This window comes from Streptomyces sp. NPDC052721 (assembly GCF_040678315.1).
In the GTDB taxonomy this organism is placed as follows: domain Bacteria; phylum Actinomycetota; class Actinomycetes; order Streptomycetales; family Streptomycetaceae; genus Streptomyces.
In genome coordinates, this window is sequence record NZ_JBFATL010000011.1 from 95,168 (window position 1) to 107,859 (window position 12,692).

Genomic DNA, 12,692 nt, shown 5'->3' on the forward strand with positions numbered 1-12,692 from the left:
GGTTCCACGCCCGTCGCGGCGTCAGCTTCCGGTGGCCGCCGCGGTCACGAGGTCGCCGACCAGGCCGCTGCGCGCACCGAGCGCGGTCAGCCGGTCGAGTGCCTCGCGATGCTGCGCGTCGCTCTCGCTGGCGGTGGCGTCGGAGACGACGACCACCTCGTAACCGAGGCGCAGCGCGGTCACCGCGGTGGACGCGACGCCGTGGGCTGTGGACAGACCGGCCAGGACGATCTTCGTGACGCCCGCCTGGCGCAGGTGGTCGTGGAGGTCGGTGTCCTCGAACGCGTCGAGGCCGTGTTTCGTCACCACGTGCTCCCCCGCACGAGGGGCGAAACCGGGAACCAGGTGGTTGGGGGCCGCGGCGACGCCGCCGTCGGCGCCGTCGGCGCGGACGTACCGGACGAGGACGACGGACGAGGAGTCCTCGGTCGCGAAGTGCTCACGCAGCGTCGCACAGGCGTCGACCACGGTGTCTCCGCTCACCGGACGCCAGGGCATGTCCACGATCCACCGTTGCAGATCGATCAGGATGAGTGCCGTGCGCGCGCGGGTCATGGTGGGCTCCCCCTGGGACGGATGAACGCGTCCGCCGCACACTACCAAGGGAAAATTCAGGTCAGTGGAGAGGTCAATCACGACGCAGGACGGTCTGATCCTGTGGGTGGAGACGTTCGGCAACCGCTGTGATCCCGCAGTGTTGCTGGTGATGGGCGCCACGGCGCCGGGCATCGTGTGGCCGGACGAACTGTGCCGACTGCTTGCGGCGGCCGGGTACTACGTCGTGCGCTACGACCACCGCGACACCGGGAGGTCCGGCAAGTCCGCCGACGAGTACGACCTGACGACGATGGCCGCGGACGCCGCGGCGGTGATCTCCGGGCTCCGCACGGGCCCGGCCCACGTGGTGGGCCAGTCTGCGGGAGGAATGGTCTCCCTGCTGCTCGCCCTCGGCCGGCCCGAGCTGGTGCGTTCCCTGGTGCTGCTGTCCAGTTCTCCGCATGCGAACGCCGACACGCGACCGTCCCCGCGCTCCGCACGACCGGGCCCGCGGCAGCCGGTGTCCGAGCGGACCGCGCGGGACAGGTCATCACCCCCGACCGCGCCGAGGGAGCGCCGGGCCACGGCGGTCGAAGGCTGGCGGACGCTGGTCGGGCCGGCCGCACTGTTCGACCGGGTCTACTGGGAGGACCTGGTCGAGCGCGTGGCGGCACGCAGCTGTGAGCCCGACACCTCCGGGCGCCACGTGACGGCGATGGATCGCACGCCCCCACTCACCAGCCGCATCACCGCACTCGACGTGCCGACGCTCGTCGTGCACGGTGAGCAGGACCCGGTCTTCCCTCTGGAACACGGCGAGGCACTGCACCGGGCGATTCCGCGGGCACGGCTTCGGCGGATCGCCGGCATGGGACACATCTTCCCGCCGCACTGGTCTTCCATGATCAGCGCACTGATCGTCGACCACCTGCGGCGGTCGTGGCCTCCGGCCGGCGGCGACCGGACAACCCGCCCACGGCCTTCCAGACCACGTGCCGACGAAGGGCTCCGCGAACAACCGCCAATTCCGAGACGGTGAGAAACATCACCTGGGCCCCTTCAAGGCAATCCTGGGGCGGAAGATGGCATCGACTACTATGACATGCACACGACTTTGGACATTTCATAGCACGCATCTCCGGCAATGACGCCGAATGCGTGCCGAAGTCGTGCGCAAGCAGGTCAACGGGGGAAGGCAAGCTGCGTGGCTGAAGCGAAAACCATATCGCCGCATGACACCACGACATCGGTTTCCGAGAACAACTACGGGATCCTGGGACCGCTCTCTATATCAATTTCAGGTAAAGAATTGGCATTAGAGTCCGGCAAGCTCCGGGTCCTACTGGCCGCGCTGCTGCTACGGAGCGGAACGGTCGTGAGCAACGACCGCCTCGCGGAATGGCTCTGGGACGAGCGAAAGCCGTCCAATCCCCGCGGAACGTTGCACACATACGTACGCCGGCTGCGGCTGCTGCTCGGCGACGCCCTCCCCCTGGAGACGGCAGCCGGTGGGTATCGGGTCGATGTCCCTGAGGGCGAGCTGGACCTCCAGCGCTTCCGCGGCCTGGTCCTGATGGCCCGGCAGTCGGAGGAGCTCGAGGAACGGTCCCGCCTGCTGGACGACGCGCTCGCCACCTGGCGGGGCACGGCACTGGAGGACATCCCGTCGAGCTCCCTGCACCAGGACGAATGCCGGTCCCTGGAGGACGAGCGACTGGCCGCGCTGGAGGCGTACTTCGAGACGGAACTCCAGCTCGGCAAGCACGCGCAACTGGTGCGGGAGCTACGCGCCGCGGCGATCGACAACCCGCTGCGGGAGAACTTCTGGAGCATGCTGATGCTGGCCCTCTACCGCTCGGGGCGGCAGGCGGAGGCTCTGGACGTCTACCAGCAAGCGCGCCGGCAACTGGTCGAGCAGCTCGGTATCGAGCCGGGCGAGAGGCTGCGTGCCGTGCACACCGGCATTCTCGAATCGGATCCGGCGCTGACGGCTCCGGACGGTCCGGGCGCCACCGGAGGCGAAGCCGTCCCGGTCCCCGCCCAACTCCCTCCTCTGGCCACGGGTTTCGTGGGCCGCGAGGACATCATCGACCGCGTCGCGACCGTGCTTCCGCCCGTGTCCGGGCGCGCCTGCGTTCCCGTCGTCGTGCTGTCGGGACCGCCCGGGGTGGGGAAGACAGATCTCGCCGTGTGCATCGGCAGACGAGTACGGCCGGCGTTCTCGGACGGGCAGTTGTATGTGAATCTGAGCGGCTATGAGCAAGGCGGTACGCGCGTGCCCCTGCCGACCGAGCAGGTGCTCTCGCAGTTCCTCCGCGCACTCGGGGTGCCCGCGGAGCGCATACCGGTCGACCCCGTGGAACAGGCCAACCTCTACCGGTCGAAGCTGACCGGGAAGAAGGTCCTGGTGGTGCTGGACAACGCCTCCAGTGCCGATCAGGTGGTCCCGCTCATCCCAGGTGACGGGGGCTGTTCCGTACTGATCACCAGCAGACGGCAGCTGCGCTCCCTCGTGGTCACGCACGGAGCCCAGCTGATCCAGGTCGGCACGCTCAGCCGGCGCGAGTCCATCGACCTGGTCACCGGAATGATGCGGCAAGCCGCGGTGACGATCGATCCGGACGTGGTACGGGAAGTGACGGCACTGTGCTCGTGCCTGCCGCTGGCGCTACGGATCGCCGCGGCCAACCTCATCGGTGCTCCAGGCGGGCACATCGAGGCCTACCTGGAGAGTCTGCGGCGCGGCAGCCGCCTGGCCGCCCTGTCCGTCGACGGCGGCACCACGTCTGCCGTCTCGACCGCCATCGCCCTGTCCTACTACGCCCTGGCACCGGACGACCGGGTGGTCTTCCGGCTCGCGGGACTCTTCCCCGGCGCCGACTTCACCTCCGCCGCTGTCTCGGTCCTCGCCGACATCAGCGAGGCGCAGGCCCGGGCCGCTCTGAGCCGTCTGGAGATGGCGAGCCTCCTGCAGCAACCCGCCCCCGGCCGGTACCAGTTCCATGACCTGCTGCGCGAGTACGCCCAGGACCGCGCCGTCGAAGAGCACCCCGAGCCGGAACGGGCCGAGGCCCTCGAACGGCTCGGCCGGTGGTACCTCGCGGGCGCCTGTGCCGCGGCCGACGTCCTCTACTCGGAGTTCGTGCGGCTCACGGAACCCGCGGCGCCCAAGCCCGCGTTCGATGCGCCTCAGCACTATGACGAGAGCCACTCGATGGCGTGGCTGCTGGCCGAGCGACGCAATCTGATGGCCTGCGTACGCCACTTCGGCACGCACGGACCGCACTACCTCTCCTGGCACATCGCCGACGCACTGCGGGGCTTCTTCTGGACGGGCAAGTACCGCACCGAGTGGCGCGAGACCACTCGCACCGCCCTTGCCGCCGCCGAGTCCCTCGCCGACGAGCGCGGGATCGCAGCGATGCACCGAAGCCTCGCCAACCTCTACAACACGCTGGGCGACTACGAGTGGGCGATCGCGCATCAGGAAAGAAGCCTCGCGCTGCACGACCGGCTGGGCATGGCCGAAGAGGTCGCGGCCACGCTGAACAACATGAGTCTCGCCCACCTCAGCCTGGGCCGGGGAGGCCGAGCGCAGAAGGCCGCGCAGCAGGCACTCGACATCGCACACGCCATCCTTTCACCACGCCTGGAGGCCACCGCCCAGGGAGTGCTGGGCTTCATCCACTGGACGCGGGGTGACATGGACGGCGCGACCGAGTTCCTCACCGCTTCACTGGCCACTGCCGGCGGACTCGGCCTGCACCACATCAGCTCTTCCAGCCTGCGGACCCTGGGCCTGGTGCATCAGGCCACCGGGGAGCTGACCCGGGCGCGGTCCTATTTCAGGCAGGCGCTCGAGGTGTCCGAATCCATTGACTCCTCCTATGACCGGAGCATCTCGCTGTACGGGCTCGCCCTGATCGACCTGGACGTCGGCCGGTACGAGAACGCGTACGACGCGGCACAGCGGGCGCTGAGTTCCTTCCAGGAATGCGGTGACCGCACCTACGAGGTCGAGACGCTGTGTCTGCTGTCGGCCATCAGCGAAAGCCTGGGCTCACCGCAGGAATCAGCTCGGTACGCGGCCACGGCGCTCGACGCGGCCCGGCAGATCGGTTACGTCGACGGCGAGGCGTACGCCCTGGCGCGCCTGGCCGTCACCGACGGACTCCTGGGCCGCCACGATGCCACCGGGAAGGCGGAGGCGGCGCGCTCGCTGGCCGACTCCAGCGCGAACAGGATGGCCCGCAGCAAGGTCCTTCTGGAGCTGGCCCAGCACTACTTGAGCCTGAGCGACCCGGGCCGGGCCGAGGAGTGCGCACGGCAGGCGCTCGGCCTGTCACAGCCGAGCGCGCAACGCCTGAACGTCGCCAAAGCCGAGGAGGTCCTCGGCACGGTCGCCGCACTCGACGGCGACCAGGCGCGGGCGCGCGTGCACTGGACCAGGGCGCTGAACACCTTCACCGACATCGGCGTCACCGTGGACGACGGTCTGCGGGCACGACTGGGCACGCCATCGGACCACGAGAGGACGGCATCGTGAACACCGCTGCTCCGGCGGCCGCAGTGCGCACCACGACACGGGGCGGCGGCCTGCGCCAGACGCTGATCGCTTCCATCGGCAATGCCATGGAGTGGTTCGACTGGACCGCTTACGTGACGTTCGCCGCGGTACTCGGCCCGCAGTTCTTCCCCGCGGGCGACGCGACCACGAACGTCCTGCAGACCTTGTCGGTGTTCGCCGTCGGTTTCCTGTTCCGGCCGATCGGCGGGCTGCTGATCGGTGCCTACTGTGACCGTCACGGTCGCAGCTCGGCGTTGCGGCTGTCGTTGCTGATGATGGCGGGAGGCAGCCTCCTGATCGCGCTCACCCCGGCCCACAGGACGGCCGGCGTGCTGTCCCCGACGCTGCTGGTGGTGGCCAGGGCGCTGCAAGGACTGTCCGCGGGCGGCGAGGGCACAGCGATGAGCACCTACGTGAACGAGAGCGCGCCGGCCCACCGCCGCGGGTTGTATTCCAGTGCCATCTACATCAGCACCACGCTCGGCACGCTCGCGGCCACGCTCCTTGCGCTGTTGCTGAACAACACGCTCACGCCGGGTCAGTTGGGTGACTGGGGGTGGCGCGTTCCGTTCGCCCTCGGTGCCCTGCTCGCCCTGTACGGCTGGCAGCTGCGCCGCCGCCTGCCCGAGACACCCGTCTTCGACGCGGCCCGCGAACGCCGGCGCAATCCGGCGTGGCAGGTGCTGCGCTCGCACCCCCGCCAGGTCCTCCGAGTGGCCGGATTCTCCGTGGGGGCGACCGTTGTCTACTACACCTTCGCCTCCTACATGCCGCTGTACGCCCAGGTCCACCACGGCGTGACGGCGAACGCCGCGCTCTGGGCCGCCGTCGGCGCGCAGGTGCTCTTCATCGCCGCCCTGCCGCTGCTCGGGATGGCCGCCGACCGATTCGGCCAGCGGCCCCTGCTGGTGGCGTTCGGCGGCGGGTTCGTCTGCCTGACCCCGCTCCTTTTCGCGACCGTGTCCGGATCGGCCGTGCGGCTGTTCACGGTGATGACGGCGGCGCTGCTGCTGTTCGGGTGCTACGCGACAGCCGCGCCGTCGGCGACACTGCAGATGTTTCCGACATCGCTCCGGTCCAGCGGCGTGGGGCTGCCGTACGCGCTGACGGTGGCGCTGTGCGGCGGTACGGCGCCCTACCTGAGCGAGTACCTCGCCACCCACGGCCACGCCGCCTGGTATCCGTGGTACATCTCGGGGCTCTCTGCGATCAGCACGGTCTTCTTCCTCCGCTACCGGGGGGAGAGCCGCACGGACCTCACCACCGTCGAGGACACCTGACGCGCGTCCGCGGCGGGCGATGCCGGCCCGCGGCCGGGACTCCTGCTCACTGCTTGCTCGTCCCGGTGGGGCGGACCACGTACACCACCCGGTGCTCCGCGTCGGCAGGCGGCCCGTCGAACGTGAGCTTGTACCGGTCGGCGAGCCGCAGGAAGAAGGCACCCTCGGAATCCGGGTCGATGCGCTCGACAGTGCCGCGGATCTCCAGGTAGCGATACGGCTGCTCGGGGTCGTTGATGGACACGGAGACGACCGGATTGTGGGTCACGTTACGGTACTTGTACCGGGTCGTGGTGTTGGTGAAGTACAGGTACTCGCCGTCCCAGCTGAACCACATGGGGTTCACCTGCGGCGTGTTGTCCGGCCTGATGGTGGCCAGGTGCGCGAAAAGGGGGCGCTCCAGCAGGTCGCGGTGGCTCTCGGGAATGATCGACATCATGTTCTCCGGGGGATGTCAGTGGACTTCGGTCAGGGAGTCAGGGGCCGGTGACGCGGGCGCCACAGTCCCGGCGGACGTGAGCAGCGGGGCGAAAAGCTGCTCCAACCGCCGCCGTACGCGCCAGGAGTCGCGCGCGGAACACACCAGGTCCGCGATTCCGTCCGGCCGGACCAGGGCGATGCGGGCGTTGTCCGGGCCCCGGGCCGCTCCATGCCGGCCGGGGGCCCACCGCCGCAGCCTCTCGGCGCGTGTGTCCAGTATCTGAACCTCGACCACCTCGCCACAGTGGTCGACGGCCCAGGCCGCCAGCCGGGCGGCTTCCGCGCCGAATGCCCCGTTGCCATGGATCAGGAGCGTGTGCCGGAGGTCCGAGAGGGCTGCGCGCAGGGGCATCCGCCGGGAGCCGGTCGTGTCCCAGATCTGCCTCTGGGGGACGAGGCCGCCCTGGATGAACCCCCCGGAGCCGGGCCACGGACGTCCCGCTGGGAGGGAGAGCCGCCGGCGCCGGGGACCCGGCTGCGTGTAGACCGTCCGCTGCCCGGCCAGCCAGGGCAGGTAGTCGAGGTGGAAGAGGCGCAGCGCGGAGGCGACCCGTAGCGCGTTGTCCCGCAGGGCGACCTGATGAGGTTTGTTCAGCAGCCAGATCCGGGTCTGTACCTCTGCCTGTTTGATGGCGGTCCGGGCCACCTGCCCGCGCTCGCTCTCGAAGCTGTCCAGCAGCGTCGCATCGCAGTGGCCGTGCCAGCACAGGGCCAGCTTCCACGCCAGGTTGTGCGCGTCGGCCACGCCGGTGTTCAGCCCCTGACCGCCTGCCGGACTGTGGATGTGCGCGGCGTCGCCCAGGAGGAAGGCCCGCCCTTCGCGGGTGCGCTCCGCATGCCGGGAGTGCACGGAGAAGACACTGATCCAGTCCGGGTCCCGTAGCCGAAGGCCGCCAGGGCCTCGCTCGTCGACCAGCCGCTGGACCGCTGCCAGGTCCACCTCGTCGCGCCGGAGTCCGGGCGGCGCCGAGGTGAAGACCCTGAACCGTCCGGAGGGCAGCCCACACGTGACCAGAATGCCGCGCGGCGAACAGAAATAGTGGGTGACGTCCGGCTCCAGCGGGCCGTCGAGCTCGATGTCGGCCACCACAAAGGAGAGTTCGTGGGTGGCGCCTTCGAAGCTGATGTCCAGCTGCCCTCGGACCCGGCTGCGCGCGCCGTCGGCGCCCACCACCCAGGAGAACTCCTCGGTCCGCTCGACCCCGTCAGGGCCGCGCAGCAGCGCCTTGACCGCCGACCCGTCCTGCTGGAACCCGACCAGTTCGGTGCCCCACATCACCTGTCCGCCGGCGGCGGTCAAGGCGTCACGCAGCATGGTCTCGACATCCGGCTGCGGCAGGCAGACCGGTTGCACACTCGGGTCCCGGAAGCGCAGGTCGGCGATCACCCGGCCGTCGGAGTAGTACCGCATGGCCCGCTGTGGCAGGATCCGTCGCCGTATCTGCTCGTCGGCTCCCATCCTGCGCAACAGTTCCAGGGTGCGGGGCCATACTCCGAGCGCCTTCGTCGACATGCTCGGGCCTTCGGCGCGGTCCACACAGCGGACCGGCACACCGCGGCGGGTCAGTTCGACAGCGGCGGTGAGGCCGGATGGCCCCGCACCGACCACCAGGACGGGACGCTGGTCACGGGTTGTCATACGACCGTCGTCTCCTGGGCGGTGGGGTCCTCGACCGTGTCCTCGGCAGTCGGCGCGTCGGTGGTCGCCTCCTGAGGGTCCCGCAGCATCAGGTACACGACGACCGTCGTGACGGCGCAGATCGCGGCCAGCAGCCACAGAACGGAGTGCATGGCTCCGGTGTAGCTGTCGGCGAGGAAGCCGCTGAAGCGGTCGCGCAGTTCGGGAGCGGCGCTGTGGGCGGCACCGGTCAGGTCGCCGCTGGCGACCCGGTTGGCCAGGCCGGCCGCGTCGGACGACGGACGTCCGTAGTCGTGCAGGCCCTGTGCCACCCGGCTCTGGAGGAGCGAGACCATCACGGTGCTCATCACCGTGATGGCGACCGCTTCACCGGCCAGCCGCATGGTGTTGAACATGCCCGCGGCCATACCGGCGCGTTCGGGAGCGACCGAGGTGACCGCGACGCCGTCGATCAGGCCCGCCGAGAAGCCCATCCCGATGCCGATCAGCAGCAGCGGACCGGCCAGCTGCCAGGTGGGGATGCCCGGGTGCAGCACGGTGAGCCAAGCGCCGCCGAGGGCGACCAGGAGCAGGCTGAGGCTGAGGACGGCGCGGGTCGACATGCCCCGCTTCACGAGCCGGTTGACGCCGAGCGGCACCACCAGCACCGGGAGGGTGAGCAGCATCATGGTCGCGCCGGCGGCGTCCGCCGACTGCCCGTTGGCCCCGCTGAACCACGAGGGCAGCAGCACCAGCAGGCAGACGAAGCCGAAGGCGATGGCCACGGGAAGCAGGCAGACGGCCAGGAAACGGGATTGCCGGAAAAGCGCCAGGTCGAACATGGGATGCGCCTGGCGGCTCTCGACGACGGTGAACAGAGCGATCAGCAGCACCGCGCCCACGAACAGGGCGATCACCTCGGCGCTGGCCCAGCCGATCTGTGGTCCCTGGACCACACCCAGCATCAGGAGGAAGAGGCTGGCGGTGAAGGTGACGGTGCCCCACCAGTCGACACGGGCGCCCTCACTGTTGCGGGACTCCGGGATCGCGGGCAGAGCCAGCAGGACCACGGCCGCGACGACGGCGTGGGCCAGGAACACCCACCGCCAGCCCAGCGTGCCGACCAGGAGACCGGACAGAGAGGGGCCGAGTGCCAGGCCCGCGCCCGCCGAGGAGCCGAGGACCGCGAAGGCCCGGCCGAGGGCGGCCCCTTCGAAGGTGGTGGCCAGGATCGCGCAGCCGCTGGTCATCACCGCGGCGGCGCCCAGACCGGCCACGCCGCGCAGCACGTCGAGCAGCAGCACGTCGCCGGACAGGCCACTGCCCAGCGAGGCGAGGGCGAACACGGCCGTTCCGATGGCGAACATCCGTCGGCGGCCGACGATGTCCGCCAGCGAGCCGCAGGCCAGCATGAAGGAGGCGAAGGCGAGGTTGTAGGCGTTCACCACCCACTGCAGCGGAACGAGGCCGGCGTCCAGGTTGGACGCGATGTCAGGCAGAGCCACCGAGCTGCCGGTAAGCGATGCGGGGAGGATCAGGACGGCCACGCACACCGCGGCAAGGATGATCGTGGGCCGTTTCGTGGTGCGGCCCGAGGTCGCTGTGCTCATGAGAGCTGCATTCCCTCCATAGGTGACAGACGGTGGATCCGGTTGACAGGACAGAACTATATATCAGAACCCTGATACTAGGGTGAGCCCTACTTGAAGAAAGGAGGTTGGGTGATGTCGGCGACCGGGCGGAACGGTCAGACGGGAATCCGCTCGGTACCGGGCACCAGCGCGTTGGGCAACACCCGCCACCCCTGCTCGGCCGCCACTGCGGCGAGCACGGGGTGGCTCCCGACGATGGTGGGCCGGCCCACCAGACGGAGCATGTCGAGATCACTCGGGTCGTCGGCGTACGCGAAGCACTGTTCTGCCACAGCGCCTTGAGCCGCGAGGACGGTGCGCACCGCGGCTCCCTTGGCCGGGCCGAACATCGCCCGCGCGATCCGTCCGGTCAGCAGCCCGGCCTCGTCCACCTCGGGCTCGGTGCACAGCACCTGGTCGACACCCAGGTCCTCGGCCATCGGCCGCAGGCTCGCGGACCAGGCGCCCGAGACCGCCACGGTGACATGCCCCTGGCGCTGATGGTGCCGCAGTTCCCGCAGCGTGGCTTCGACGAACGGCACCCCCTGGCCACGCAGCTGCGTGTACCAGACACGGCCCTGGCTCTGCAGCTCGCTCCACGGGACGCCGGCGAGGGAGCGGTAGAACATCGCGCTCACCTCCGCGGGTTCGCCACCCCGTGCGGCGAACTCGAGCATCGGCCGGACCTCGGCGCGGTACCTCGAGCCGTCCAGGTCGCCCTGTTCGCGCAGTCGGTGGCGCAGCAGTGCGAACGGGCTTTTCATCGCGACCAGTGTCTCGTCGACGTCGAAGAAGGCCACCACGGGAGGAGAGGAGGTCATCAGGCGGCCCACATCAGGCCGCCGTTGACCTCCAGCACGTGTCCGTTCACGTAGGAGCTGTCCGAGGCGGCGAGGAAGACGGCAGCCGCCCCCACTTCCTCCGGCCGCCCCAGGCGCCCGGAGAGCAGACGCTTGCGGTAGCTGTCCCAGATCCGGTCGTCGGCCGCGACCTTCTTGCCCATACCCTCGTCGATGTAGCCGGGCGACAGGCAGTTGACAGTGATGCCCTTGGGAGCCAGTTCGAGAGCCGATGCCCGGGTGAACATCTCCACGGCGGCCTTGCTGGCACTGTAGGCAGCCGCGCCGACCACGGCCCGGCTGGCCACACAGGACGAAAGGTTGATGATCCGGCCGCCGCCCTGCTCCTGCATCGGCCGGATCGCCGCGCGGGTGCACAGGAAGACGCCGTTGAGGTTGGTGGCGACGGTGGCGTTCCAGTCCGCCACCGAGAGCCTGCTGATGCTGCCGTCGCGACTGACCCCCGCGTTGTTGACCAGCACGTCGATCCGGCCGAAGGCCGCCAGTGCCGACTCCGTCAGCTCCGCCACCGAGCCCTCGTCGGTGACATCGGCGTACTGGTAGCGAGCGCGCCCCGGATATCGGTCGATCAGCTCTTTCACGTCGTACTGGTTCCGGGCGGCGCAGATGACGTTCGCGCCCTCGGCGAGGAAGCTCGCCGCGATGGCACGGCCGAGGCCCCGCGTGCCACCTGTGATGATGGCGGACGTTCCGTCAAGCCTCATGTGTGTCATTCCTTCCTCAGTACCAGGTCATGAGGGTGGCCCCGGCCGTCATCCCACCGCCGATGGAGGCCAGCAGGACACGCTCTCCGCGTTCCAGGGGCCGGGTGCGGTTGGTGTGGTGCAGCGTCAGCGGTACGGAGGCGCCCGCCGTGTTGCCCAGACTGGGCGCGGTGAGGGCGACCTTGTCCCGGTCGATCCCGGCCTCGGCCGCGAAGGACTCCAGCAGCCGGGTGTTGGCCTGATGGAAGACGAACCGGTCCACGTCCCCGATGTGGGCGCCGCACTCCGCGAGGGCCTGGCCGACCACCTTGTGCAAGGTGGTCATCGCGTACTCCCGAACGGCCCTGCCGTCCATCCGGAAAAGATGCTCGCCCGCCCTGCGGGCCCGCTCGTCCAGCGGGGTACGGCTGCCGCCGGCCGCGACCTTCACGTAGTCGTGCAGCTCGCCGTTGGCCAGCAGCGTGCTGCCATGGATTCCGTAGCCCTCCGGCACGGGGCCGAGCACGACCGCGCCCGCACCGTCGCCGAAGAGACTGACCGTCCTGCGGTCGCCGCGGTCCATGATCCGTGAGAAGACGTCCGCTCCGACCACCAGTGCGTTCTGGCCGGGCTGACCGTCGAGCAGGGCCTTGGCGACGGTGAGCGCGTAGAGGAAGCCGCTGCACACCGCGTTGACGTCGAAGGCGGGCAGGGCCGGAAGGCCGAGTCCGGCCTGTACGACAGCCGCCGTCGAAGGCTGCGGGTGGTCGGGGGTGCAGGTGGCCACGATCAGGGCGGCGAGCCTGTCTCTGGCCTCCGGACCGGCCGCCTCGAGCGCCGCGCGCGCGGCGGGGAGAGCCAGGTCGGACGTCGCCTCGTCATCCGCAGCGTAACGGCGCTCCAGGACGCCCGTCCGTTCGGCGACCCACTGCTCCGTGGTGTTCGCCCAGGCAGCGATCTCACGGTTGGACACAACACGTTCGGGAAGGTGAGCGCCGATGGATATCACGCCGATTGCCATTTATCAGCCTTTTGT

At 69.7% G+C, this 12,692-nt stretch carries 10 protein-coding genes; 3 read left to right on the forward strand and 7 right to left on the reverse strand.

The window, feature by feature from the left end; all coding sequences use genetic code 11:
• Positions 1-21 precede the first annotated feature (21 nt).
• Positions 22-555, reverse strand: coding sequence for an isochorismatase family cysteine hydrolase (locus AB0L21_RS13660; protein ID WP_365699176.1), 534 nt, complete (start codon positions 553-555; stop codon positions 22-24).
• Between the two features lie 64 nt (positions 556-619).
• Here AB0L21_RS13660 and AB0L21_RS13665 point away from each other — a divergent pair, with 64 nt between their 5' ends.
• The 3 genes from AB0L21_RS13665 to AB0L21_RS13675 all read left to right on the forward strand — a co-directional run bounded on the left by AB0L21_RS13665 (position 620) and on the right by AB0L21_RS13675 (position 6,384).
• Complete coding sequence (locus AB0L21_RS13665) at positions 620-1,576, forward strand: alpha/beta fold hydrolase (RefSeq protein ID WP_365784021.1); 957 nt, start codon at positions 620-622, stop codon at positions 1,574-1,576.
• Positions 1,577-1,681: 105 nt separating this feature from the next.
• Positions 1,682-5,083, forward strand: a complete 3,402-nt coding sequence (locus tag AB0L21_RS13670; RefSeq protein WP_365784022.1) for a BTAD domain-containing putative transcriptional regulator — start codon at positions 1,682-1,684, stop codon at positions 5,081-5,083.
• Positions 5,080-6,384, forward strand: a complete 1,305-nt coding sequence (locus AB0L21_RS13675) for an MFS transporter (protein ID WP_365699173.1) — start codon at positions 5,080-5,082, stop codon at positions 6,382-6,384. Before AB0L21_RS13670 ends, AB0L21_RS13675 begins: the two co-directional genes overlap by 4 nt.
• Positions 6,385-6,430: 46 nt before the next feature.
• On the opposite strand, the gene AB0L21_RS13680 is transcribed toward AB0L21_RS13675, so the two are convergent.
• The 6 genes from AB0L21_RS13680 to AB0L21_RS13705 all read right to left on the reverse strand — a co-directional run bounded on the left by AB0L21_RS13680 (position 6,431) and on the right by AB0L21_RS13705 (position 12,677).
• The gene (locus AB0L21_RS13680) at positions 6,431-6,820 is read right to left on the reverse strand and encodes a PPOX class F420-dependent oxidoreductase (RefSeq protein ID WP_365699172.1); all 390 of its coding nucleotides are present in this window, start codon (positions 6,818-6,820) and stop codon (positions 6,431-6,433) included.
• An 18-nt stretch (positions 6,821-6,838) separates the two neighbouring features.
• The gene (locus tag AB0L21_RS13685; protein WP_365784024.1) at positions 6,839-8,503 is read right to left on the reverse strand and encodes an FAD-dependent monooxygenase; all 1,665 of its coding nucleotides are present in this window, start codon (positions 8,501-8,503) and stop codon (positions 6,839-6,841) included.
• On the reverse strand, positions 8,500-10,092 hold the full coding sequence (locus tag AB0L21_RS13690) for an MFS transporter (RefSeq protein WP_365784026.1): 1,593 nt from the start codon (positions 10,090-10,092) through the stop codon (positions 8,500-8,502). Before AB0L21_RS13690 ends, AB0L21_RS13685 begins: the two co-directional genes overlap by 4 nt.
• 137 nt (positions 10,093-10,229) lie before the next feature.
• On the reverse strand, positions 10,230-10,934 hold the full coding sequence (locus AB0L21_RS13695; RefSeq protein ID WP_365784028.1) for an HAD-IB family hydrolase: 705 nt from the start codon (positions 10,932-10,934) through the stop codon (positions 10,230-10,232).
• Positions 10,934-11,677, reverse strand: coding sequence for an SDR family oxidoreductase (locus AB0L21_RS13700; RefSeq protein WP_365699168.1), 744 nt, complete (start codon positions 11,675-11,677; stop codon positions 10,934-10,936). Before AB0L21_RS13700 ends, AB0L21_RS13695 begins: the two co-directional genes overlap by 1 nt.
• A gap of 16 nt (positions 11,678-11,693) precedes the next feature.
• Positions 11,694-12,677, reverse strand: a complete 984-nt coding sequence (locus tag AB0L21_RS13705) for a ketoacyl-ACP synthase III (protein ID WP_365699167.1) — start codon at positions 12,675-12,677, stop codon at positions 11,694-11,696.
• Between the last annotated feature and the right edge of the window lie 15 nt (positions 12,678-12,692).

Bases quoted from the DNA above. Each gene is read 5' to 3' on its own strand.
- AB0L21_RS13660 (WP_365699176.1), bottom strand. From the start codon at position 555: ATGACCCGCGCGCGCACGGCACTCATCCTGATCGATCTGCAACGGTGG.
- AB0L21_RS13670 (WP_365784022.1), top strand. From the start codon at position 1,682: ATGACGCCGAATGCGTGCCGAAGTCGTGCGCAAGCAGGTCAACGGGGG.
- AB0L21_RS13680 (WP_365699172.1), bottom strand. From the start codon at position 6,820: ATGTCGATCATTCCCGAGAGCCACCGCGACCTGCTGGAGCGCCCCCTT.
- AB0L21_RS13685 (WP_365784024.1), bottom strand. From the start codon at position 8,503: ATGACAACCCGTGACCAGCGTCCCGTCCTGGTGGTCGGTGCGGGGCCA.
- AB0L21_RS13690 (WP_365784026.1), bottom strand. From the start codon at position 10,092: ATGAGCACAGCGACCTCGGGCCGCACCACGAAACGGCCCACGATCATC.
- AB0L21_RS13695 (WP_365784028.1), bottom strand. From the start codon at position 10,934: ATGACCTCCTCTCCTCCCGTGGTGGCCTTCTTCGACGTCGACGAGACA.
- AB0L21_RS13700 (WP_365699168.1), bottom strand. From the start codon at position 11,677: ATGAGGCTTGACGGAACGTCCGCCATCATCACAGGTGGCACGCGGGGC.
- AB0L21_RS13705 (WP_365699167.1), bottom strand. From the start codon at position 12,677: ATGGCAATCGGCGTGATATCCATCGGCGCTCACCTTCCCGAACGTGTT.